The organism is Micromonospora sp. NPDC049151 (assembly GCF_040648395.1).
Lineage (GTDB): Bacteria > Actinomycetota > Actinomycetes > Mycobacteriales > Micromonosporaceae > Micromonospora.
Genome location: NZ_JBEZDP010000001.1, coordinates 50,476 through 73,329 on the forward strand (window position 1 = coordinate 50,476; position 22,854 = coordinate 73,329).

22 protein-coding genes and 1 pseudogene are annotated in these 22,854 nt (G+C 73.6%); 11 read left to right on the forward strand and 12 right to left on the reverse strand.

What is annotated here, in order from left to right; all coding sequences use genetic code 11:
* Nucleotides 1–72: 72 nt before the first annotated feature.
* Nucleotides 73–1,248 carry an endonuclease gene (locus AB0B20_RS00265; RefSeq protein ID WP_357386036.1) on the reverse strand — a complete coding sequence of 392 codons (1,176 nt, stop codon included), beginning with the start codon at nt 1,246–1,248 and terminating at the stop codon, nt 73–75.
* 40 nt (nt 1,249–1,288) lie between these two features.
* Nucleotides 1,289–2,266: a LysR substrate-binding domain-containing protein gene (locus AB0B20_RS00270; RefSeq protein WP_357386034.1), complete on the reverse strand. Its 978-nt coding sequence runs from the start codon at nt 2,264–2,266 to the stop codon at nt 1,289–1,291.
* Nucleotides 2,267–2,304: 38 nt separating this feature from the next.
* Between AB0B20_RS00270 and AB0B20_RS00275 the strand changes: the two genes are divergently transcribed.
* Together AB0B20_RS00275 and AB0B20_RS00280 are read left to right on the forward strand one after the other, a co-directional pair.
* Entirely contained in the window at nt 2,305–3,186 is an 882-nt protein-coding gene (locus AB0B20_RS00275) for a serine hydrolase (RefSeq protein WP_357466872.1), read from the forward strand.
* A gap of 139 nt (nt 3,187–3,325) precedes the next feature.
* The gene (locus AB0B20_RS00280) at nt 3,326–4,327 is read left to right on the forward strand and encodes an MBL fold metallo-hydrolase (RefSeq protein ID WP_357466876.1); all 1,002 of its coding nucleotides are present in this window, start codon (nt 3,326–3,328) and stop codon (nt 4,325–4,327) included.
* A gap of 9 nt (nt 4,328–4,336) precedes the next feature.
* Here the strand turns inward: AB0B20_RS00280 and AB0B20_RS00285 are convergent, their stop codons facing one another.
* The 3 genes from AB0B20_RS00285 to AB0B20_RS00295 are packed head-to-tail and all read right to left on the reverse strand — an operon-like array spanning nt 4,337 to nt 7,639.
* Nucleotides 4,337–5,092, reverse strand: coding sequence for an FkbM family methyltransferase (locus AB0B20_RS00285; RefSeq protein WP_357386139.1), 756 nt, complete (start codon nt 5,090–5,092; stop codon nt 4,337–4,339).
* A 13-nt stretch (nt 5,093–5,105) separates the two neighbouring features.
* Nucleotides 5,106–6,821, reverse strand: a complete 1,716-nt coding sequence (locus AB0B20_RS00290; RefSeq protein WP_357386028.1) for a sulfatase — start codon at nt 6,819–6,821, stop codon at nt 5,106–5,108.
* Nucleotides 6,818–7,639, reverse strand: a complete 822-nt coding sequence (locus AB0B20_RS00295) for a CDP-alcohol phosphatidyltransferase family protein (protein ID WP_357386026.1) — start codon at nt 7,637–7,639, stop codon at nt 6,818–6,820. Before AB0B20_RS00295 ends, AB0B20_RS00290 begins: the two co-directional genes overlap by 4 nt.
* Before the next feature lie 158 nt (nt 7,640–7,797).
* Between AB0B20_RS00295 and AB0B20_RS00300 the strand changes: the two genes are divergently transcribed.
* Complete coding sequence (locus AB0B20_RS00300; protein ID WP_357386024.1) at nt 7,798–8,304, forward strand: ArsR family transcriptional regulator; 507 nt, start codon at nt 7,798–7,800, stop codon at nt 8,302–8,304.
* Nucleotides 8,305–8,336: 32 nt separating this feature from the next.
* Nucleotides 8,337–9,797 carry a serine hydrolase domain-containing protein gene (locus tag AB0B20_RS00305; RefSeq protein ID WP_357386022.1) on the forward strand — a complete coding sequence of 487 codons (1,461 nt, stop codon included), beginning with the start codon at nt 8,337–8,339 and terminating at the stop codon, nt 9,795–9,797.
* Between the two features lie 16 nt (nt 9,798–9,813).
* Here the strand turns inward: AB0B20_RS00305 and AB0B20_RS00310 are convergent.
* From AB0B20_RS00310 to AB0B20_RS00325, 4 genes and pseudogenes are all read right to left on the reverse strand, one after another.
* Nucleotides 9,814–11,304 (reverse strand): annotated as a pseudogene (locus tag AB0B20_RS00310) (amino acid permease).
* A 48-nt stretch (nt 11,305–11,352) separates the two neighbouring features.
* Nucleotides 11,353–12,063 (reverse strand): hypothetical protein, encoded by a 711-nt coding sequence (locus tag AB0B20_RS00315; protein ID WP_357466880.1) that lies wholly within the window; start codon nt 12,061–12,063, stop codon nt 11,353–11,355.
* Nucleotides 12,060–12,845, reverse strand: coding sequence for an ABC transporter permease (locus AB0B20_RS00320; protein ID WP_357386014.1), 786 nt, complete (start codon nt 12,843–12,845; stop codon nt 12,060–12,062). The genes AB0B20_RS00315 and AB0B20_RS00320 overlap by 4 nt, the downstream gene beginning before the upstream one ends.
* Nucleotides 12,842–13,741 carry an ATP-binding cassette domain-containing protein gene (locus AB0B20_RS00325; RefSeq protein ID WP_357386012.1) on the reverse strand — a complete coding sequence of 300 codons (900 nt, stop codon included), beginning with the start codon at nt 13,739–13,741 and terminating at the stop codon, nt 12,842–12,844. The genes AB0B20_RS00320 and AB0B20_RS00325 overlap by 4 nt, the downstream gene beginning before the upstream one ends.
* Nucleotides 13,742–13,873: 132 nt before the next feature.
* Here AB0B20_RS00325 and AB0B20_RS00330 point away from each other — a divergent pair, with 132 nt between their 5' ends.
* The 4 genes from AB0B20_RS00330 to AB0B20_RS00345 all read left to right on the forward strand — a co-directional run bounded on the left by AB0B20_RS00330 (nt 13,874) and on the right by AB0B20_RS00345 (nt 17,802).
* A complete protein-coding gene (locus AB0B20_RS00330) occupies nt 13,874–15,109 on the forward strand; it encodes a histidine kinase (RefSeq protein WP_357386010.1) in 1,236 nt (411 codons plus the stop codon).
* A complete protein-coding gene (locus tag AB0B20_RS00335; protein WP_357386008.1) occupies nt 15,082–15,777 on the forward strand; it encodes a response regulator transcription factor in 696 nt (231 codons plus the stop codon). Before AB0B20_RS00330 ends, AB0B20_RS00335 begins: the two co-directional genes overlap by 28 nt.
* A 69-nt stretch (nt 15,778–15,846) precedes the next feature.
* Nucleotides 15,847–17,271 (forward strand): DUF234 domain-containing protein, encoded by a 1,425-nt coding sequence (locus AB0B20_RS00340; protein WP_357386006.1) that lies wholly within the window; start codon nt 15,847–15,849, stop codon nt 17,269–17,271.
* 87 nt (nt 17,272–17,358) lie between these two features.
* Nucleotides 17,359–17,802, forward strand: a complete 444-nt coding sequence (locus AB0B20_RS00345; protein ID WP_357466884.1) for a hypothetical protein — start codon at nt 17,359–17,361, stop codon at nt 17,800–17,802.
* 219 nt (nt 17,803–18,021) lie between these two features.
* Here the strand turns inward: AB0B20_RS00345 and AB0B20_RS00350 are convergent, their stop codons facing one another.
* Nucleotides 18,022–18,801, reverse strand: a complete 780-nt coding sequence (locus AB0B20_RS00350) for a D-Ala-D-Ala carboxypeptidase family metallohydrolase (RefSeq protein WP_357386003.1) — start codon at nt 18,799–18,801, stop codon at nt 18,022–18,024.
* Between the two features lie 256 nt (nt 18,802–19,057).
* On the opposite strand from AB0B20_RS00350, the gene AB0B20_RS00355 reads away from it, so the two are divergent.
* Nucleotides 19,058–19,699: a hypothetical protein gene (locus AB0B20_RS00355; RefSeq protein ID WP_357386001.1), complete on the forward strand. Its 642-nt coding sequence runs from the start codon at nt 19,058–19,060 to the stop codon at nt 19,697–19,699.
* A gap of 31 nt (nt 19,700–19,730) precedes the next feature.
* Nucleotides 19,731–20,195: a PPOX class F420-dependent oxidoreductase gene (locus AB0B20_RS00360; protein WP_357385999.1), complete on the forward strand. Its 465-nt coding sequence runs from the start codon at nt 19,731–19,733 to the stop codon at nt 20,193–20,195.
* Nucleotide 20,196: 1 nt separating this feature from the next.
* Here AB0B20_RS00360 and AB0B20_RS00365 read toward each other — a convergent pair whose 3' ends face one another.
* Nucleotides 20,197–20,838, reverse strand: coding sequence for an NAD(P)H-binding protein (locus AB0B20_RS00365; protein ID WP_184682566.1), 642 nt, complete (start codon nt 20,836–20,838; stop codon nt 20,197–20,199).
* Between the two features lie 55 nt (nt 20,839–20,893).
* Entirely contained in the window at nt 20,894–22,126 is a 1,233-nt protein-coding gene (locus tag AB0B20_RS00370) for a serine hydrolase domain-containing protein (RefSeq protein ID WP_357466889.1), read from the reverse strand.
* Nucleotides 22,127–22,181: 55 nt separating this feature from the next.
* Here AB0B20_RS00370 and AB0B20_RS00375 point away from each other — a divergent pair, with 55 nt between their 5' ends.
* The gene (locus tag AB0B20_RS00375) at nt 22,182–22,775 is read left to right on the forward strand and encodes a pentapeptide repeat-containing protein (protein WP_357385995.1); all 594 of its coding nucleotides are present in this window, start codon (nt 22,182–22,184) and stop codon (nt 22,773–22,775) included.
* Nucleotides 22,776–22,854 lie beyond the last annotated feature (79 nt).

Consider the following 22,854-nt stretch of genomic DNA (forward strand, 5'->3'; position numbering starts at 1 on the left):
GCGACAGCCCCCGGCCGTGCCAACCGGATGTCTCTACCCGCTCGCCACGCTTCCTCACGTCGGGGACGGGCGTCAAGCCCAGATCGCCCGCGCCCACTCCGGGTGGTCGACGAACGGATTGCGGTTGCCCTGCCAGCGCTCGTAGATGCGCTGGTTGCGGCGCTGTTCGAAGGCGTCCGGCGGATCCTGGTCGTTCCAGGCCAGCAGCTTCGACAGCCGCCCGAGCCGGGGCGCGGATCCGTTCGAGACCGAGTCGTTCGGTTCCAGGTCCGGCCAGCCGTCGTCGCCCTCGTACCGGATCGCCATGTAGAGGATCATGCGGGCCACGTCGCCCTTCACCGCGTCGCGCGGCTCGAACGAGTCGGCGTCGGTGTAGCAGCCGGGCGCCTCGGCCACCGTGCCGCCGCCTGAGTCGAAGTCCTTGTTGCCGCGCAGCGAGTTGACCGACACGTCCTCCGGCCGCAGGTGGTGCACGTCGGTGCCGGGGCCGGTGGCGGTGCCGAAGTCGCCGTGCGACTTGGCCCAGACGTGTTCCCGGTTCCAGTCGTTCACACCGCCGCCGTTGCTGGTCTTGCTCTGCGAGCGTCCGCTGTAGAGCAGGACCACGTTGGCCGGGTTGGCCGGATCCTGGTCGGTGTCCTTGAGCGCGTCCCACACCTGGTCGTAGCTGAGCTTCGTCTGCACCCTGATGATGCCGTGCAGCGCGGTGCGCAGCGCCGGCCCGGTCTTGCCGGCCGCGCTCGCGTAGTACGCGTCCGGCGTGCCGGTCGGCGCCGGGGTCGCGGTGGGGGTCGGGGTCGGCGTGGCACCGCCGCCGAGGCTCATCGAGGTCGGGTTCTTCAGCCCGCCGTGGCTGAAGTACGCGGTGAGCGCGCCGGTCGCGGTCACCTGCCGCCCGCGCAGCGACGGGTTGGTGAGCAGCCCGAAGGTGCTCCGCCAGGCGGCCGTCACCTGCACGTACAGCATCCGGCCGGTGCCGGTCTCGCCGGCCTGGTCGGCGATGGCGATCGCGGTGTCCGCGGTGAAGCCGGAGGTGAGCACCGTGTTCGTGGCGGTGGGCTGGCCGATGACGTAGCCGGTGACGGTGGCCGTCCGGCCGTCCTGGGCGGCGAGCGCCTGCGCCACGGTGAGGGCCGTCGCGGCTGACGCGGAGCCGGTCACGCCGAGCGGGATCGCGACCGCGACGGCGAGCACGACCGCCGCGACCAACCGCCCGGGTCGCGAGCGGGTGACGCGCTTCATATCCATGATCAGCGATGTTAGCCGGATCGCGGTGAACTGCGGGAGGTCACCGGGCCAACTTTTCGTCCCGGCCGGCCTCGAACAGCACCGGCCACGGCCGGGCCGCCGGGGTGAGGAGCGCCGGCCCGGCCTGTTCGTCGGGCGTGGCGAGCGTCTCGGTGGCGAGGTTGCCGAACATCGGCGCGGCCGGGTGCGCGGCCCGGATGGGCCAGGCCGCGGAGATCCGCCGGACCAGCGGCGTGCCGGCGATCGGCCGCCAGGCGACACGCGGTTCCCGGCGGGCCAGCGCCGCGGGCTCGACGGCGACCGCGCCACCGGCCAGGAGCAGGCCGAACAGGAACTCCGGGTTGCGCGCGGGGCGGACCCGGGCCGGGGCGAAACCGTGCTGCCGGCACACGGTCAGCAGATGCTCGTGCCAGCCGGGCGCGGTGGCCGGTGGCGCGGTGACCAGGTCCATGCCGGCCAGATCGGCGAGCGCGATCTCCCGAGGCCGGGCCAGCGGCGAGGACCGGGGCAGCAGCACACCCACCGGTACGTCCACCGGCTCGCCGAAGCGCAGCCCGGCCCCGTCGACCGGATGGTGCAGCAGGCCGACGTCCAGCCGCCCGTCCGCGAGCATCCGGTGCTGCTCGGCGCTCGTCAGTTCGTGCAGGTCGAGGGCGAGCCCGGGCGCGCGGGCCGCGAGCGCGTCGAGCAGCGCGCGCAACGTCACGGCCGGGGTCTCCGGGGGTACGCCGGCACGCAGCACCCCGAGCGCGCCCCGGCGGACCCGCTCGGCGACGTGACGCAGCCGGCGTTCACCGGCCAGCAGTTCGTCGGCCTCGCCGAGCAGCAACTGGCCGGCGGTGGTGAGGCCGACCTGGCGCTGCGACCTGTCGAACAGGGCGACGCCCAGCTCCCGCTCCAACCGCTGGATCGACTGGCTCAGCGGCGGCTGCGCCATGCCCAGCGTCTCGGCGGCCCGGCCGAAGTGCAGTTCCCGGGCGACCACCACGAAATGCCGCAGGTGCCGCAGCAGATCCATCCGGGCACCCTAGCGCCGCCGCTGGTTACCGTGTCGGCGTGGATGTGGCGGAACGGGTCGGGGAGATCTTCGGGCGGGCCGGGTTGCGGGGTTGCCTGCATGTCGTGGACGTGGACGACCCGGCCGGCGGTGAGGTGGCGCTGCGCGCCGACGAGCAGATCGTCATCGCCTCCGTCTTCAAGGTGATGGTGGTGCTGGAGTTCGCCCGGCAGGCGGCCGCCGGCCAGCTCGACCCGACCGAACGGGTGCTCGTCGGTGCCGCCGACCGGCTCGGCGGCTGGGGTGTGGCCGGCTGCGCCGACGACGTGGAGGTCTCCCTGCGCGACCTCGCGTACCTGGCCATGTCGGTGAGTGACAACACGGCGGCCGACCTGCTCCTGCGCCGGATCGGTGCGGACGTGCTGCCGATGCTGGCCGCGGAGCTGGACCTGCCGCGCACCCGGATCGTCGGCGGCCCCCGGCAACTCGTCGAGACGATGCTCTCCGACGTGGGCGCGCGCACCGAGGCGGACTTCGCGCGGATCTTCCCCACCCTGCCGCCCGAACGGATCCGCGCGATGCGGGTCTTCGACCCCGAGCACACCAGCTCCAGCACCGCCCGGGAACTGACCCGGCTGCTCCGTCTGGTGTGGCGGGACGAGGCCGGTCCGGCCTCCGCGTGCGCCATGGTCCGGGAGCTGATGGCCCGGCAGCTCTTCTGGACCCGGCTGGCCGCCGGCTTCCCACCCGGGGTCCGGGTCGCCGGGAAGACCGGCACCCTTCCGGGGCTGCACCTCGAAGCCGGCGTCGCGGAGTACCCCGACGGCCGCAGGTACGCGATCGCGGTGGCGGTACGCACGCAACGGCTGGCCGCCCGCCGGATCGACGTGGACCTGGCGATGGGGGAGGCGGCCCGGACCGCCGTCAAAGCATTGCGATGATCCAGGTCGACCACCGGCCTGACCTGCGGTGATATCGGTCTGGATATCGGTCGTTGCGCTCGTCGATCTTGGACATCGGGGACTGCGGGGTGGTGGGCTGGGCCTACCGATCACCGATCCCGAACGGGGAGGACGACACATGCCCGAGAACCGGCCGTCCGGCTACGCCCGCCGTCGACTGCTACGCGACACGGCGGTCGGCGCCGCCGCCGTCACCACCGCCGGACTCGTCGCCGGCACCCCGGCCCGAGCCGCCGGGCCGAGCCCCGTCACCGCGCCGAGCCGCGCCGCCGGCGGTACGCGACGCGGCGGCGCGGTGAGCTTCCGCTGGTGGGGCACCTCCGGTTGGCGGATCGACATCGGGGACCGGACGGTGCTCGTCGATCCGTACCTGAGCCGGTACGACACCGGGCTGTTCCGGAAGCCGTTCAACCCCGACACCCAGCTGACAGTGGCCGCCGACGTGGTCGACCGGCTCGCCGACCGGGCCGAGAACATCCTCGTCACCCACACCCACTGGGACCACTTCAACGACGTGCCGCACATCGCCGCCCGGACCGGTGCCCGGGTCTTCGGCACGCTCACCGCGTATCACCTCGGCCTGGCCTACGGGCTGCCGACCGGGCAGCTGGCCCCGGTCAAGGGCGGGGAGGTGCTCGACTTCGACGGGTACACGGTGGAGGTGGTCGGCTCGCTGCACAGCCGGAATCCCACCTGGTCGATGGCGTTCCCCGGGGTACGGGTCAGCCCGCCGCCCCGTCCGGAGACGATCGCCGACCTGCCCGAGGGTGACACGCTGGCGTACCAGATCCGGATCGACGGCGGCCCGTCCGTGTTCTTCATGGGCGCCAGCGACTTCGACGAGCGCAAGCTGAGCGGGCTCGCCCCGGACGTCGCGATGGTCGCCTCCGCCGCCACCACGGCGACCGCCGACTACGTGCCCCGGCTGATGACCGCGCTGGGCCGTCCGAAGGTCGTGGTGCCGGTGCACTGGGACAACTTCGAGACGCCGCTGACCAACCCGCCGACTGTCGCCGACAGCGACCGGGAACGCCTCGACGCCCTCGTCGCCGAGGTGCGCCGGGTCTCGCCGCGCAGCCGCGTGCTGGTGCCCGAGTACCACACCGCGTACCGGTTCTGACGGCGCCGCTCAGGAGGCCGCCAGCCGGGCGTAGACGTCGCCGGAGCGACCGGCCGGGCGGTACGTCTCCAGCAGGCGTACCAGCCCGGCCGCGTCCAGCCACCGGTCGCTCGCGAACCGCATGGTCTCCACCGGCGAGTAGTTGTAGCGGTAGCCGCCAGCCGTCGCGCCCAGCCGTTCCACCAGGTCCAACACGGCAAGCGCGGAGTCGTGCGCGGGCGGCAGGTACTCGAAGGACAGCCCGCGCACCGGACGACTCAGCCCGGCCAGCACGTCGACCTCGAAGCCCTCGACGTCGACCTTGCAGAACGCCGGTACGCCGTGCCGCGCGATCAGGTCGTCCAGCGTCACCACCGGCACCTCGATGGACCGGTCCCAGCGGACCCCGGCGAAGCTCGGATCGGCGGTGACCGACTCGATCCACGACGACGACATGGTGGACACCGTCGGCGTCGCGCTCGACAGCTCCAGCCGCGCGCTCCCGGACCGGGCACCGACAGCCGTCGGCTCGATGATCACGTCGGCGTCCCGGCCGAAGCCCAGGCGCAGCACCCGCAGGCAGTCCGGCTGCGGCTCGACCGCTACCACGCGTGCGCCCAGCCGGCGCCAGGTGCGTACCCGGCCGCCGACGTGGGCGCCGATGTCGAAGGCCAGGTCGCCGGGGGAGAGGAACTGCCCGTAGAGCTGCCGGGCACGCCGGTGCTTGGCCGGCTGACCGTGGTAGACGGCCAGGGAACGGGTGATCCCCCAGGCCCGCGCGAGCATCGTCACGACATCCCTAACTGTGAGTGGTGGACTTCGGTCCGAACGCGTGCAGGAACCGGTCGCGGAACGACTCCATCGGCCAGACCGGGGCCTGCGGGTCGGGGTTGAGGCCGTCCTGCCAGCCCCACCCGGCGACGCGGTCGAGCACGGCCGGGTCCTTCGCCACGATCGTGATCGGCACGTCCTTGCCGGCGCCTTCCCCGGTGACCGCCCGGGCCGGCTGGTGGTCGCCGAGGAACACCAGGACCAGGTTTTCGTCGCCGTACCGCTGCACGTAGGAGATGAGCGTGCGCAGCGTGTAGACCACCGCCTGCCGGTACGCCTCCCGGGTGCCCTCCGCCGAGCGGTCGGCGCGCGCCGTCCCCTTGTAGACCGAGCCGTCGCCGACGTCGTCCCAGTCGACGAGCGGCGGTACCGGCGTCCACGGGATGTGGCTCGACAGCAGCGGGATCTCGGCCATCACCGGGGCGTGCCCCGGTCCGCGCTCGCGGCGCTGGAACGTCGACAGCGTGTACTGGTCCGGCGGGGAGGAGAAGCTGAACAGCGGTCCCCGGTAGCCGAGTTCCTTCACGCCGTACACCTGGTCGGGGGAGAAGAACTCGGCCTCCGGCCAGGCCCGGGTGAGCGCCGGCATGACCAGCGTGGTCCGCCAGCCGGCGCGCTTGAACGCGCCGTTGAGGGTCAGGTGGTCGCTGCGGACCAGGTTGGTGTAGCGCAACTGGTTGTCCGCCCGGATGCCGCTCATCAGCGTGGCGTGCGCCAGCCAGCTCCCGCCGCCGGTGGTGGACGAGGTGAGGAACGCGCTGCGACTGCCGTAGCCGCCCGCGCGCAACTGCCGGGTCCCCTCGTCGAGGACGGCGTCCACCTCCGGCGCGAGGTCCGGGTCCTCCAGCGCGACCCGGCCGTAGCTCTCCACGAACGTGAACAGCACGTCCTTGCCGCGCAACGCGGTCAGCAACTGCTCGCCCGGCACGTTCTGGAACGGGTCACCGGCGAGCTGCGTGTTGAGCCTCTCCTGGTCGTTGAGGCCCGCCCGCACCTGCCGGGCCCGGTCGTAGAGACCGGCCGCGACCGTGTCGGCGGCGACCGGGACGCCGGGCACGATCTGCGCGCCGAGCACGGCGCAGACCACCCAGGCGGCGGCGAACGCGGTGGTCGCGCGGGCGGTCACCGTCCGGTTCGCGACCACGACCCGGGTCAGCCGCCGCACCGACAGCGTCACCAGCAGCGGTACGGCGAGCACCGCGACCACCGCCAGCGCCACCGCGCCCACCTCGGCGGCGCGACCGTACGACTCGGACAGGAACTCCGCGCCCGCGCCGAGGAACGTCCAGTCGGCGATCAGGTCGAAGCTGCGGTCCAGGACCAGGGAGAACCCGAGGTCGGTGACCTTCAGGACGAGGACCAGGCCGAGCAGCACGCCGAGCGCCGTGGCCACCACCCGGCGCGGACGTGCCGGCAGGACCAGCAGCAGGGCGACGGCGATCAGCCCTTCCACCGGGATGCGCAGGAACGCGCCGGGACTGAACTCGTTGGCGTCGCTCGGCGCGACGAGTGCCACCAGCACGAGCGCGGCGGCCAGCGCGGTGACAGTCACGGCGACCAGCCGCCGGGCACGCCGCCGGCCGGGCGTCGGAGCGTCGTCGGTCGTGGTGCCGGCCTCATTGTTGCCGGTCGCGGCGGCGTCCGGGGCGTCGTCGCCGTCCGCCGGGCGGGACAGGTCGGTCACCGGCGCCTCCCGCCGGCCTCGGCGGGCTGGCGCGCGATCCGCACGTCCGGCGTCCACTCGGAGTGGTGACCGGCGGGCGCGGGGGAGACCGGCGCGGCCGGGAGCGCCACCGGGCGCCGCCGCGACGGTACGCGGTGCCGCCACAACCAGGCGACGTCGCGGCCGAACGACTCGACGAGCATCGCGAGCGCGCCGAGGAGTACCGCCACCGCCAGCGGCCGGGGCAGTACGCCCGCCGCGACCACCGCCAGCGCGATGCCCTGCGTTGCGGCGACCACCTTGCGCCAGTAGCGCGGCGGCAGCGAGCCGCGCATCCACGGCAGCGCCCAGCCGGCGGCGACGAAGACGTACCGCATCGCGCCGATCACCAGCACCCCGGCGCCCACCTGGTCGGCGACGTACCCGCAGAGGACCAGGACGAGGAAGGAGTCGACCTCCATGTCGAACCGGGCGCCAAGCGCGCTCACCGTGCCGGTACGCCGGGCCACCTGCCCGTCGACCCAGTCCAGGGAGAGCGCCACGGCGGCCAGCGTGACCAGGAGGGGGACCGCGATCGGCCCGCGGAACGAGTCGACGGTCAGCGCCGCCACCCCGCCGGTGAGCGTCGCCCGGGTGAGCGTCACCCAGTCGGCCGGCCCGAGCCGGTCCGCGCCCGAGCGGCGCAGCCCGTGTCCGAGCGCCGCGACCATCACCACCCCGAAGAGTAGACCGGCCAGCCAGCCGTACGCGCTCAGGCCGACAGTGCCGGCCAGGGCCGCGAGTACGCCGACCTGGAGAATCGCCCCCGCGAGTGGATCAGTTCGAAGTGCGGACACCATGCCTCCGAGGTAGACGTCACGAACCACACGTGTGTACGGAGAACATGCCCGAACAGTTCGTCCTGATGCCAGAAACGCGCCAGCAGAAGTAGTGACACCGGCAGCTCGGCGCGTTTGTTCGCTTGCACGTAAGTACGTACTTCCGTATTTTGGTGGCCATGGCAAGCGTGGAGGAGCGGCTCGCGGCCCTGGAGGCACAGGTGGCCCGGCTGGCCGGCGACCGGGCCGGGGGCAGGCCGGAGACCGAGGTCACACCGGAGGACGTCTTCTGGGCGCTCGGCGGCCTGAAGCGGCGGATCCCCGCCGACGGCACCGGGGCGGTGCTCTACACCGGCACCGTCCGCACCACCGACCGGCACTACGACTGGCAGTACGGCGCCACGGTCGACGACCTGCTCGACGCCGACTGGGCGGCACTGGCCGGCACGCTCACGGCGCTGGCGCATCCGGTGCGACTGCGGCTGCTGCGGGAGATCCTCGGCGGCCGGCACGGCACCGCCGCACTGGCCGAACTCGACGGGATCGGCACCACCGGCCAGCTCCACCACCACCTGCGGCAACTCGCCGCCGCGGGCTGGCTGCGCAGCGGCGCTCGCGGGCGCTACGACATACCGCCCGAGCGGGTGGTGCCGCTGCTGGCCATCCTCACCGCGGCCCGCCGCTGACCCGGCCATCCACCCCGACGGAAGGCAGCACCATGCGTACCCCGATCGTTCTCGCCGCCGCCGGACTCGTCGCGGCAGCCGCGGCGGCGGTCCTCATGCCCGGGCCCCCGCACCTCGGCCCGGAGCGGACCGGCGACGCGGAACTGGCCGCGACCGTCCGCGCCGCCGTCGACGACCCCGAGAACCTGCGCGGCCTCGCGGTGGCGGTGATCGAGGGCGACCGGGTCCGCGTCGCGGGCCTCGGCAACCGAGCTCCCGGCGGGTCGGCCGTCGAACCGGGCACCCCGTTCGAGATCGGTTCGATCGCCAAGCCGCTCACCGGCATGCTCCTGGCCCGGCAGGTCGCGTCCGGCGCGGTCGGTCCCGACGACCGGCTGGCCGACGTGCTGCCGGACGTGACCGGCCCGGCCGGTGCGGTCACCCTCGCCGAACTGGCCAGTCACCGGGCCGGGCTACCCCGGCTGGCACTCGACTCCGCGGGCGCCATGGTCCGCACGTGGTGGGCGACGTCCACCGCCGGGAACGCGTACGCCGGCTACGACGTGCAGCGGATCGTCACCGCCGCCAGGGGTACCGAGCCCGACGACCGTGGCACCGTGTCCTACTCGAACTTCGGCGCGGCGCTGCTCGGCCAGGCGCTTGCGGCCCGGGCCGCAGTCGACTATCCGGAACTGATCCGGCGCGAGGTGCTGGATCCCCTGGGCATGACCGCCACCGTCGCCGCCACCGGCGCCGACGACCTCCCGGCCGGGCGGGCCGAGGGCGCCACCGCCGCCGACCGGCCCGTCGACCCGTGGCTAGGCGCGGGGTACGCCCCGGCCGGTGTCGGGATCTGGTCCACCGCCGAGGACCTGGCCCGGCTCACCGCCGCGATGCTCGCCGGCACGGCCCCCGGCGCCGACGCCGCCACGCCCCGCTTCGACGCCGGGGACGATCGCCGGATCGGGTACGGCTGGTTCACCAGCCGTCACGGCGACCGGGAGATCGTCTGGCACAACGGGGGCACCGGCGGCTTCCGGGCCTACCTGGGCTTCGACCGGGCGGCCGACCGGGGCGTGGTGGTGCTCGGCAACACCACCCGCGACGTGGATCCGATCGGCCTGCGGCTGCTGGGCGTCCGCGGTGACGCGGCGGAGGAGTCGACGGGCCTGGACGGGTGGATCGGCGCCGCGCTCGCGCTGGCGTTCACGTTCCTCGGCGGGCTCTCCCTCTGGAGCACCGCGCGACGCGGGACGGACCGGGTGACGGTGCTCTCCGACGCTGTCTGGGCGGTGGTCTCGCTCGGCCTCGGCCACCGGCTCGGCGACTGGTCGGTGGTGCCGGGCTGGGTCTGGCCGCTCGGCGTGGCGCTCGCCGGGGCCGCCGTGGTGCCCGCCGCGCAGCGCTGGCGCGGGTTGCCGCTCGTGGCCGGGACGCCACGGTGGCGGCGCTGGACGGGCGCGGCGCTGTCCGCCGCCTTCGCCGCGCTGGCAGTGGTGGTGATCGCCGCCTGAGCCCGGGGCCGCGCGGTCAGCGGGGCGTGCCGCTGTCCCCGTCGCGCCGGGCCAGCGCCGACCGGCGGTAGCCGTACAGGGCGTAGACGACCGCGCCGAGCAGGAACCAGGCGCCGAACCGCAGCCACGTCACCGGGTCGAGGAACGTGATCAGCCAGATCGAGAAGATCACGCCGATCGCCGGCACCACGGGCATGCCGGGGAGCCGGAACGTCCGCGGCGCGTCCGGGCGGCGGTAGCGCAGCACGATCACCGCCACGCACACCACCACGAACGCGAGCAGGATGCCGATGTTGGTCAGCTCGGCGGCCTGCCGGATCGGCAGGAAACCGGCGATGAGCGCCGAGCCGACCCCGACGATCCAGGTGACCCGGGTCGGCACCCGACGTACCGGGTGGACCTTGGCGAACCAGCCGGGCAGCAGTCCGTCCCGGCTCATCGAGAACCACACCCGGGTCACGCCGAGCATGAACGTGAACATCACGGTGAGGATGCCGATGATCGCCCCGACCGCGATCACGCTGGCGAGCCCGGAGAGCCCCACCGCGGCGAACGCGGAGGAGAAGCCGCTCTCCGGGTCGATGTCCCGGTAGTTCTGCATGCCGGTGAGCACCAGCGTGGCCAGCACGTACAGCACCATCGAGATGACAAGTGACCAGATGATCGCCTTGGGCATGTGCCGGCGGGCGTCGCGCGACTCCTCGGCGGCGGTGCTCATCGCGTCGTACCCGAAGACGGCGAAGAAGACGGTGGCCGCGCCGGTGATCGCGCCGCCGACCCCGAACGGGAAGAACGGCGAGTAGTTGGCGGTCTTCACGTGGAAGAAGCCGACCACGATCACCAGCAGCACGACAGCGACCTTGAGCCCGACCACGAACGTCTCGAACCGCGCGGCGGCCTTGATGCCCCGGGTCAGCAGGAACGCGATGAGCAGGCAGAGCACCACCGCGAACAGGTCGACGCGGTGCCCGTCGCCGGTGCCGGGCGCGCCGAGCATCTAGGCCGGCAGATCCGCGCCCAGCTCGTTGACCAGGAAGCCGAAGTAGCCGGAGATGCCGATCGCCACCACCGCGACGATGGCCGTGTACTCCAGCAGCAGGTCCCAGCCGATGAACCAGCCGACCGCCTCACCGAGCACCGCGTACCCGTAGGTGTAGGCCGACCCGGCCTTCGGGATCATGCCGGCGAACTCCGCGTACGACAGCGCGGCGGCGGCGCTGGCCAGGCCGGCGATCAGGAACGACACCAGCACGGCCGGGCCGGCGGTCTCGTTCGCCACCGCCCCGGCCAGCGCGAAGATGCCCGCGCCGATGATCCCGCCGACGCCGATCGCGGTGAGCTGCCACAACCCCAGTTCGCGGGAGAGGCCCTCGTCGGTCTCGTCGGCGATCTGCTCGACCGGCTTGCGCCGGAAGATGCCCTGTGCCACGGCCATTGCCGGCCCCTCCCCGTCGCCCGCGTCGTACCGCCCGGGGCCATCGCGGCCGACGAGCCGTGACCCCGCCATGGACGAACGTAAATCCTCGGCGCGAAGATCGCAGCGCGACGGCCGCTCTCACCCCGGCGGCGGGCCGGCGACCAGCCGCCAGTACTGCCGTTTGCCCTCGTCGCGGACCACGACGCCGAGCCGGGCCAGCTCCCCGTGCAGCTCCCGGGTCTCGGCGTCGTGGCCGCCGTCGAGCGCCCGCTGCCGGGCACGCAGCAGGGCGTCCGCGCCCGGCGGCAGGTCGGGCAGCCCTTCGACCCACCGCCGGTACGCGTCCCGGTGCGGGTCCTGACCGGTCCACGGCCAGCCCTGCCGGGTGAACGCCGCGCGCAACCGCTCGGCGTCCAGGTCGGACTTCTCCCGGGCCAGCTCGCCGCCGGCGGTGTCCAGCAGCACCAGCGTCTTTCCGTCGACGAACACGCCGGCCACGTCGGCGCGGGCCACGTCCCGGTCGTGCCCGTCTCGGTGCAGCCGTACCGTCCGGTGCCCGACCGTGACGGTCAGCCGCTCGCGGACCGCCACCACCGCCAGGAACAGGCCGCCGAGCAGGCCCACCCCGGCCCCGATCGGGTACGCCCGCTCGTCCGGCCACCGGGCGAGCAGCTCGAACAGGCCCTGGAACGGGAACCAGGGCAGCCCGGCGATCCAGCCGGACAGCGCGGTCAGCCCGGCGCCCAGCCCCGCCCCGACCAGCGGGAATCCCGCCCACATCAGCACCAGCTCACCGCGTCCGCCGTCGACCACGACGTCCTCACCGAGCCCTCGGGCCGTCACCGTCACGACACCTCCCGGCGCAGCGTGCGGACCAGACCCGCGGTCAGCGGCAGGACCACCCAGACGGCCAGCGAGACGCCGAGCCGGCCCCACTGCCCGCCGGTCATCTCGGCACCGAGCAGCGGCTCCATGGTGTAGGAGGTGTCCAGCCAGCGGGCCGGCTCACGCAGCGCGGAGATCATCGCGGCGAGCAGGCTCCACACGGTCGGCAGCAGCAGGTAGGCGACGATCGCCAGCGGCGTGTTCAGCAGCAGCAGGCCGAAGGCGGCGCCCATCAGCACGCTCGCGACCTGGAAGACGGCCGCGTGCGGCAGCAGTAGCCAGTCGAACGTCCAGGCCCCCGCCCCGCCGGTGGCGCGGGCGGCGAGCGTGCCGACGGCGGCGACCGCCAGGCTGACGAGCACCGAGGCGAGCGCGGCGAGCACCACCGCGACGAGCTTGGCGACGACCACCCGCTCCCGGCGGGGCACCAGCGCGAACGTGGTGAGCGCGGTGCGCTGCGACCACTCGCCGGTGATGGACAGGATGCCGAGCACCGGCAGCAGCAGGCCGACCGGCAGCAGCGACGGGGTGAAGAAGGCGGTGAACGTCTGATCCGCCCCGTCGAGGACGAACAGTTGCACCACCACGATCGCCGCGGCGATCAGGCCGATGGTGATGAGCAGCCAGCGTCCGGCCCGGGTGTCGGCGAGCTTGCGCAGCTCCACGCCGGTCAGCCGGGCCAGCGAGGGGCCACCGGTGGCCGGCTCGTGCCGCGCCGGTGCGGTCGGAACGGCTGTGGTGGTCATCGGACGGCCTCCTTGGTCGACGCGCCGGCGGTGAGGGTGAGGAAGAGTTGTTCCAGGCCGCCGCTGCCGGCCGGGCGCAGCTCGGTGAGGACCAGCCCGGCGTCGGCCGCTGCCTGACCGACCACGCCCGGCTCGGCCCGGACGACGAAGCCGCCGTCGGTGCCGGGGGACGCGGGCAGCGCGGCCCGGTCCAGCGTCAGGCGCAGCGCGTGCGGGTCGCGGGCGCGCACCAGCGTGCCGGCACCGGCGAGCAGCTCGTCCTTGCCGCCCTGGGCGACCACCCGGCCGCCGCCGATCACCACCAGCCGGTCGGCCACCGCCTCCACCTCGCGCAGCAGGTGCGAGGAGAGCAGCACCGTGCCGCCCCGGTCGGCGAAGTCGCGCAGCAGGCCGCGCATCCAGAAGATCCCCTCCGGGTCGAGGCCGTTTGCCGGCTCGTCCAGGATCAGGACCCGGGGGTCGCCCAGCAGCGCCAGCGCCAGGCCGAGCCGCTGCCGCATCCCCAGGGAGTACGCGCCGACGCGGCGCCGGGCGGCGGTGTCGTTCAGCCCGACCCGGTCGAGTACGTCCGCCACCCGACCCCGCTCCACGCCCATGGTGCGGGCGGCGAGCGTGAGCGTCTCCCGCCCGGTGCGCCCGGCGTGCTGCGCCGACGCGTCGAGCAGCACGCCGATCTCCCGCCCCGGGTTGGGCAGGTCGCGGTAGGCGCGGCCGGCGACGGTGGCGGCACCCGAGGTGGGCGGCGTCATCCCGCAGATCATCCGCATGGTGGTGGACTTCCCGGCGCCGTTCGGGCCCAGGAAACCGGTCACCGAGCCCGGTTCGCACCGGAACGTGACGTCCTCGACGGCGGTGTGCGGGCCGTACCGCTTGCTGAGCTGGTCGACTTCGATCATGCCGTCGAGCCTGCCGGGGCCACCCGGTCACGCGCTGCGGCCGGCGGTCGGCGCCGCCGTCGACCTCGGTTCACCGCAGACGTCGACTTTGGTAGCTGGTAGCGGGTCCGGGCGGCTTCCTAGCATGGACGGGTGACAAGCGCCGCCGTACCCGATCATCCCTGGCTCCTGCCGGGCTCCCTGGTGCCCGCCCGGGCCCGGCGGACGCCGCGGGACTGGTTCGTGGACGGCATGGTGTTCGTGGCCTCGCTGCTCTGGGTGCTGATCGCGCACGGCGACGTCACCAGCGCCACTCCGGAGTTCGGCCTCAACGCCGGTCCGGCCTGGCTGGTGGAGGTCGACCTGCTCATCGGCCTGCTCGTCAGCGGCGCGCTCTGGCTGCGCCGCCGCTGGCCGATCGGGCTGGCGCTGGCCACCGCGCCGCTCGTGTTCTTCTCGGTCACCTCCGGCCTCGCGTTGCTCGTCATCACGTTCACCGTGCTCGTGCACCGGCCGCTGCCGGTGGGCCTGGCCCTGGCGGCCTGGAACGTGCTGAGCCTGCCTGTCTACCTCGCCGTGCGGCCCGATCCGACGATGCCGTTCTGGGGTTCCGTGATCTGGACCGCGCTGTTCATCGGCGTGGTGGTGGCGTGGGCCCTGTTCGTCAGGGCCCGCCGCCAGCTGGTGCTGTCCCTGCGCGACCGCGCCGAGCGGGCCGAGGCCGAGCAGCAACTCCGGCTCGACCAGGCCCGGCGGCTCGAACGCGGCCGGATCGCCAGGGAGATGCACGACGTGCTCGCGCACCGGATCTCCCTGCTCAGCCTGCACGCGGGCGCGCTGGAGTTCCGGCCGGACGCGCCGCCGGAGGAGGTGGCGCGGGCGGCCGGTGTGATCCGGGCCAGCGCGCACGCCGCGCTCCAGGACCTGCGCGAGGTGATCGGCGTGCTCCGGGCCGAGGTGGGCTCCGAGGCCACACCGGAACGGCCGCAGCCCACGCTTGCCGACGTGCCGGCGCTGGTCGCCGAGAGCCGCGACGCCGGGGTACGGGTCGGCGTGGTCGACGAGGTGGCCGGGCCGGAGACGGTGCCGGCGGCGATCGGGCGCAGCGCGTACCGGATCGTGCAGGAGGGGCTGACAAACGCCCGCAAGCACGCACCGGGCGCGGTGGTGACGGTCCGGCTGGCCGGTGGTCCGGGGGACGGGCTGGCGGTGGAGATCGTCAACCCGTGGCCCGTCGGTGCGCCCGCCACCGCTATCCCGGGCGCCGGCACCGGGCTGGTCGGGATCGCCGAACGGGTCACGCTCGCCGGTGGCCGCCTGGAACACGGGCGCGACGCCGACGGCACGTTCCGGCTGACCGCGTGGCTGCCCTGGGCGGCGGCTCAGTGAGCGCCCCGGTCCGGGTGCTGATCGTCGACGACGACCCGCTGGTGCGTGGTGCGCTGTCGATGATCCTCGGCGGGGTGCCCGACCTGAGTGTGGTCGGCGAGGCCGCCGACGGAGCCGAGGTGCCGGCCGCCGTCGCCGCGTACGCCCCGGACGTGGTGCTGATGGACATCCGCATGCCCCGGGTCGACGGCCTGGCCGCCACCGAGGCGCTGCGTGCCACCGCCGATCCGCCCGAGGTGCTGGTGCTCACCACCTTCGACGCCGACGAGCAGGTGCTGCGGGCGCTGCGCGCCGGGGCGAGCGGCTTCCTGCTCAAGGACACCCCGCCGGCCGACATCGTGGCGGCGGTACGCCGGGTCGCGGCGGGGGAGGCGACGCTGTCCCCGGCGGTGACCCGCAAACTCATCGCGCACGTCACGGGCGCCGCGCCGGTGTCCGGCCCGGACCCGAAACGGGAGCGGGCGGTACGGCTGCTCGACGGGCTATCCGAGCGGGAGCGGGAGGTCGCGGTGCTGCTCGGCCGGGGCCGGACCAACGCGGAGATCTCCGCCGAGCTGTTCATGAGTGTGGCGACGGTGAAGGCGTACGTGTCGCGGCTGCTGACGAAGCTCGACCTGAACAACCGCGTGCAGGTGGCCCTGCTGGTCCAGGACGCCGGCCTGGTCTGACGCCAGAAGCTCTCATTAGCGATACTATCAAGAGTGAGAGTATCGGCGATGATGGCGTGAGGTGATGACGTGGCCGGTTTCGTCGGCAGGACGCGGGAGCTGGACCGGCTCGACGGCATGCTGGCGCGCGTCGAACGCGGCGGCCGGGCGGGGCGGCCGGGGCGGGCGGTGCTCATGCGAGGGCGCCGCCGGGTGGGCAAGTCCCGGCTCGTGGAGGAGTTCGTCGAGCGCGCTGACGTACCGCACCTCTTCTTCACCGCCTCGGCGCAACCCACGGTGGCCGCAGACCTGCGCCTCTTCGTCGAGGCGGCGGCCGGCTCAACGCTCCCCGGCGCGGCGCTCTTCACGGCGCAGGCGCCCGCTACCTGGGACGCGGCTCTCGCCCTCCTCGCCGCCGCGCTGCCCGCGGACCAGCCCAGCGTCGTCGTGCTCGACGAGATGCCCTACCTCATCGCCACCGACCCGGGTTTCGAGGGCACCCTCCAGAAGGTCTTCGACAGGGAGTTGTCCCGCCGGCCGGTCCTGCTGATCTGCGTCGGCTCCGACCTGGCGATGATGGAGGCGCTCAACGACTACGGCCGGCCGTTCCACCAACGCGCGACCGAGATGGTCGTGCCGCCCCTGAGCCCCGGCGACGTGGCCGAGATGCTCCAGCTGCCGCCGGCCGATGCCATCGACGCGTACCTCGTCACCGGCGGCCTACCGCTCGTCCTCGACGACTGGGCCCCCGGCGAGACCGTGCGCGACTACCTCGCCCAGGCCGTCCCGGACCCCACCTCCGCGCTGCTCGTCAGCGGGGAACGGGCCCTCGCCGCCGAGTTCCCGCCGCGGTCCCAACCGGGCGTGGTGCTGCGCGCCATCGGCTCGGGGGAGCGCACCTCCTCCTCCATCGCGCGGGCCGCCGGCGGGATCCCGCAGGCTTCGCTGCACCGCGCGCTCCGGCTGCTGACAGACAAGCGGGTCGTGGACGCCACCCTCCCGCTGTCCACCCGTCCGTCGCGCGAGACCCGCTACACGGTCGTCGACCCGTACCTCCGCTTCTGGCTCGCCTTCCTCGATCCGCACCTCGCCGAGATCGAGCGCGGCAGAGGGGATCTGACGCTCGCCCGCATCCACTCGTCCTGGACCTCCTGGCGGGGACGTGCGGTCGAGCCGGTGATCCGGGAGTCGCTGCGCCGGCTGCCGCCGGGGCACCTGCCGTCCGGGACGGGGGAGGTGGGCGGGTACTGGACGCGTACCAACGATCCCGAGATCGACCTGGTCGGCGGTGACCGGAGCCCGGTGGCCAAGCGGATCACGTTCGTGGGTTTGGTCAAATGGCTGGAGAACGGCGCGTTCGACGCCCACGACCTGGCCCGGCTGCTCCACCACCGCGCCCAGCTGCCGGGTGCCGACGACCACACGCCGCTCGTCGCGGTGGTGCGCAGTGGCCGTGCGGTAGACGGCGTCACCGCGCTCGGGCCGGCCGAACTGCTCGCCGCGTGGCGGGATTGAACTACTGCCGTTTCCGGGCCGTACCAGTGGTCGAGGATGTGGTGCGGCCGTTCCGCCGTATCGCTGCCGAGCTGCGGGAGGCCTGCCGTGCGAGTTGGTGAGCAGTCGACGGATCCCATCGACCAGATCCTGGGCGAGGTGCCGGTACCGGCGCCGTTGACCCCTGAGGACGTCCGCCTCGCGGTCCGGGCGGTGGTGGTGCACGCCGCCGAGGAGTGGCCCGCGGGGCCGAAGTGCCGCAACGACGGGTCGTCGTTCCCCTGCCGGTTGCATCGCTGGGGCCGGCGCGTGCTGGAGACTCACGGTCTCAACGACCGGCAGATCGACGCGCTGATCCGGCACGGCAACCCGTTCGTGCACGTGCCCTTCCCGTTCGTGCTGACCGGGCCGCGTCAGGCCGCCCGTACGCCCGGCCAGGTGGCCCGCGGTCCGGTCCCCCGGGGCGCCGTGCCGCCGGTGCGGCCCGGTCTGCGGCCCGTCGCCGGGCGGCCCGCACCCGCCGCCCGCCCTCGCTGGCCCCGGGCGAGCTGACCCCGAGCCCTCGCCTGGTCCCGGGCGAGCTGACGCCGGCCCCTCGCCCGGTGCCGGGCGGGCCCACCCCAGGCCCGCAGGTCCGGGTGAGCTGACGCCCGGCGTCCCGTTCCGGTCGCGTCCACGCCCCGTCGCGGAGTGGCGTCGATCGCGCCGGAGCATGCCGACGGCGGCCCGGCCGGGGAGCCCCCACCCCCGTGCCGGGCCGCCGTCACCGCGTCACTCGACCCCGCAGTCCGGGGCGGCCCAGTCCCTGGTGTTAGCCACCTTGTCCCGGTTGTTCTCCCGCCGCGAGTCCACGTGCGTGTGGTCGTCGTGGTCCGGGTAGCCGGGCCCGTAGATGCCGCTGAAGCCCTGGTCGCGGGCCGACCGGGCGATCTCGCAGAGGCTGCGGTGCTTGGCGATCAGGTCGGCCGCGTTGCCGTAGAGGTGCTGGCTGTCCGTGGCCCCGCCGACCTGCCGGTTGCAGGCGATGCTGCGGAACCCGCTGGTCACGTAGATCGGCTTGTCGCCGAGGCTGCGGCGCAGCGCCTCCAGCTTCCACATGGTGCGCAGCGCGTTCTCCTTGGTGGCCGCCGAGGAGAGCGGGCCGCCGGCCCACCCACCCTTGCCGCAGCCGTTGTCCAGCTCGGCGTAGCTGAAGTGCTTCGGCGTGCAGTCGCTGTCCTTCTGCAGGTCGTAGATCTTGGCAAACGTCTGCGGCCCGGCCACGCCGTCGGCGCGCAGCCCGTACGCGGCCTGGAAGCGCTTGACCGCGGCTGCGGTCTCCGGGCCGTAGATGCCGTCGACCCGGACGACGCCGGCGTACCCGGCCCAGCCGGCCACCCGGATCTGGAGCTGCCGCACGTCGGAGCCGGAGCGTCCCTGCGACAGGGTGCGGTTCCAGGTGTAGCAGCCGTCGGCGTGGGCCGGTGGCGCGGCCACGACGGTCGCCACGGCGGCCCCGGGCAGGGCCAGCGCGAACGCGACCGCCGCCCGCTTCAGGGTGTTGACGCGCACAGAGTCCTCCCGATGTCAGAGCGGAACTGGGGTCCGACGGGCACATCGACCGGTACGTCCCGTCTCTCTCACCGTGACAGGTGCGAGGACTCTTCGTGGTGATTAGCCGAAATTGTTCTCACATCAGGCGCTTGCTGAGTATCAGCTGTGAATAGTGCCCGTTTGCGAACGCGCTGCCGGGTGTCGCCCGTCGGAGGTGAGCGGTAACGTCTGCTCCCGGACCCGGGCGGCGACCTCGACGGGCGGGAGGTGGGCGTTGGCGCGTGGCGGCGTGTTCTGCGTCGAGGGGCAGTGGCACCGCGACCTCAACGAGCGAGGGTCCGTCCTGCCCACGCTCGACCTGCTCGAACGGCTCGGCCGGATCCGCTACATCCACAAGGACGCGGCCACCCGCGACGAGCTGTTCTACTTCGTCGACCGCTGGCTGCTCAAGCAGTACGCGGACCACCGGGTGGGCTTCTTCGCCATGCACGGCGAGCCGAGCCGGCTCTGCCTCACCGACTGGGACTCGGTCGAGCTGTCCGACGTGGCCGAGCGGATGGCCGGCCGCTGCGAGGGCCGACGCCTCTACTTCGGCAGCTGCTCGGTGCTGCGCGCCTCCGACGCCACGCTGCGCGAGTTCCTCGACATCACCGGCGCGGCGCTGATCTGCGGCTTCACCCGCGAGGTGGACTGGGTCGAGTCGGCCGCCTTCGAGACGGTGCTGCTCGACGTGCTCGCGAATGGGCAGCGGCACAACGCCGCCGAGGTGCGGATGCGCTCGGCGCACTGGGCGCCGCTCGCCGCGTACCTCGGTTTCCGGGTCATCTACGCCAACGGCCGTGCCTGGCGGCCGGCGGCCCGCCCGCGCGTGCCGGAACAGGTCACCGCACAGCGGGCCGCCGGCCGTCCGCGCTGAGGACCATCGACCGGGCTGGTAGAACCGAGGCATGGCACGCAGCATCGCGAAGAACACCCGGGTCGACCGGGACGCCCTGATCGAGTTCCTCCGCCCCCGGCACCAGGTCGTGCTCATGACCACCCGCTCCGACGGCCGCCCGCAGTCCTCCCCGGTGTCCTGCGGGGTGGACGCCGAGGGCCGGCTGGTGATCTCCACCTATCCGGAGCGGGCCAAGGTGACGAACATCCGCCGCGATCCGCGCGTGTCCGCGTGCGTGCTCTCCGACGACTGGAACGGCCCGTGGGTGCAGGTCGACGGCGTGGCCGAGGTGCTCGACCTGCCCGAGGCGCTGGAGCCGCTGGTCGAGTACTTCCGCAGCATCTCCGGTGAGCACCCGGACTGGGACGAGTACCGGTCGGCGATGGTCGCGCAGGGCAAGTCGCTGATCCGGGTCACCATCGAGTCCTGGGGTCCGATCGCCACCGGCGGCTTCCCGGCCCGGCTGGCCGGCTGACTCAGTACGCGACAGTGAACCGGGCGTTGCCGAACCGCGGATTCTCGATCTCGTCGACGATCGCCACCGCCAGGTCCTCGTAGGTGAGCACCGACCGGCCCTGCGCGTCGGTCACCGGCTGGTCGGTACCGGTCCGGTAGTGCCCGGTCCGCTCGCCCGGGTGGAACTCCAGCGGCGGCGGGGAGACGTACGTCCAGGTGACCCCGTCCGCGCTGGAGCGGTAGAACTCCAGCGCGTCGGCCTGGCCGTGCGCCGAGTCCCGGTACTCCTCCGGGAAGTCCGGCTCGTCCAGGTAGCGGGTGCCCTTCGGGGTGAGCAGCGTCGAACCGCCGCCGACGTGGATCACCCGGGGCGGATCGGGCAGCTCCCGCAGCGTGTCGACCAGCGTCCGCGCGGCGTCGCGCCACAGCTCCCGCTCGCCGCCGCCGATGGCCACCACCAGCACGTCCGCGTCCTGCGCCAGTTCGCGTACGCTCCGCGCCGAGGTGGCGTCGCCGGTCACCGTGCGTACGCCGGGTGGTAGATAGCCGACCGCCTCCGGACGCCGCACCGCCGCTGTGACCCGGTGCCCCCGCTCGACCGCCTCGGCCGCGATCCGCGATCCCGCCGTCCCACCGGCGCCGAACACGACGATGTCGCTCATGCCTCACAGGCTAGGCAGCCCACCGGCGGGCGGCGGGGCGTTCCGCCGAACCGGCTCAGTCGACGATCGCCGAGTAGACGAGCTGGCGCAACTGGCTGCGCAGCGGGTACGTGCTGGACGGCATCAGCTGGGTGAACAGCAGTGCCGTGACCTCCTCCACCGGGTCCACCCAGAACGCGGTGCTGGCCAGGCCACCCCAGTAGAACTCGCCGACACTGCTCGGCACCCGCGACGGCACCGGGTCGAGCACGACGGCGAAGCCCAGCCCGAAGCCGATCCCGTCGAGGATCGTCTCGGCGAAGCCGTCCGGGGAGAACGAGGCCAGGTCCCGGTCGCCGGGCAGGTGGTTGCGGGTCATGAAGCGCACCGTGCGGGGACCGAGCAGGCGGACCCCGTCCAGCTCGCCGCCACGCAGCAGGAACTGGGTGAACCGGTGGTAGTCGGCCGCCGTGGAGACCAGCCCGCCGCCGCCGGAGTGCCACGTCGGCTCCGCCAGCGCGGCCCGGCCCACCCCGTCGGCGCGTACCGCCTGGCCGGTGGCCGGGTGCGGGGCGTACAGGGCGGCCAGGCGCTTCGCGTCCGCCGCGTCCACCCACCAGCGGGTGTCGGTCATGCCCAGCGGGCCCAGGATCCGCTCGGCGAAGAACGCCTCCAGTGACTGCCCGGAGATCACCTCGACCAGGCGGCCCAGCACGTCTGTGGAGACGCCGTAGTTCCAGCTGGTGCCGGGCTGGAACAGCAGCGGCAGCCGGGCCAGCCCGGCCGAGGCGGCGGCCAGGTCCGCGCCCGGCGGCACGCCCAGGTCGAAGCCCGCCGCCCGGTAGAGGCCGTCGACCACCGAGACCTGGGCGAAGCCGTACGTCAGGCCGGCGGTGTGGGTGAGCAGGTGCCAGATCCGGATCGGCTCGACCGCCGGCACGGTGTACGGCTTGAGCACCGAACCCCGGTCGTAGACGCGGACGTCGGCGAACTCCGGCAGCCAGTGGCTGATCGGGTCGTTCAGCTCGAACCGGCCCTCCTCCCAGAGCATCATCGCGGCGACCGAGGTGATCGGTTTGGTCATCGAGTAGATGCGCCACAGCGTGTCCGCCTCGACCGGCGTACCTGCCTCCCGGTCCCGCAGCCCGTACGTCGAGGAGTGGGCGACCTCGCCCCGGCGGGTGACGACGATCTGCCAGCCGGCGAGGCGGCCGTCGTCGACGTACCGGGCGAAGTGCTCGTCGATCCGCGCCAGCCGGGCGGGATCGAAGCCGACGTGGCCGGGGTCGGTGCTCACCGTGACGCTCACGACGCGAACCTACCCGCAGGTGTCGCGGCCGGAAAGTGTCACTACTGTCGGTGGCATGCCCGAGCAGGTCGAGGACGTCACCTACCGCCAGGAGGACTGGTACGCCGAGGAGCTGGCCGACCGGCACTTCGTGCGGTGCGAGTTCTTCCACGTCGACCTGACCGAGGCGGTCAGCCGGGGTGCGGTCTTCACCGACTGCGTGTTCGGCAACGTGGCGTTCAACGCCTCCCGGCACACCGACTCGGCGTTCACCAGGTGCTCGTTCAGCAAGTGCAACCTGTTCGAGGCCGAGTTCACCGGCTGCAAGCTGGTCGGCAGCACGTTCGACCGCTGCGACCTGCGCCCGTTGCGGATCGACCGGGGCGACTGGTCCTTCGTCACGCTCGCCGGAGCCGACCTGCGCGGGGCGCGGGTCACCGACGTACGGATGCGGGAGGTCGACCTGACCGGCGCCGACCTGACCGGCGCGACGCTGACCGGCGTGGACCTCTCCGGCGCCCAGTTGCACGCCGCCAAGCTGATCCGCGCCGACCTGCGCGGCAGCGACCTGTCCTCGCTCGACCCGACGGCGGTGCAGCGTTCCGGTGCGCGGATCGACGTCGAGCAGGCGATGGTGCTGGCCCAGGCGCTCGGCTTCCAGGTCGGCTGAGCCCGCCACTGACCACCCACCGCCCACCCCAGCGCGCGCCCGCCCACCCGCCCACCCGCCCGGTGCGTCGGTGGGCGCC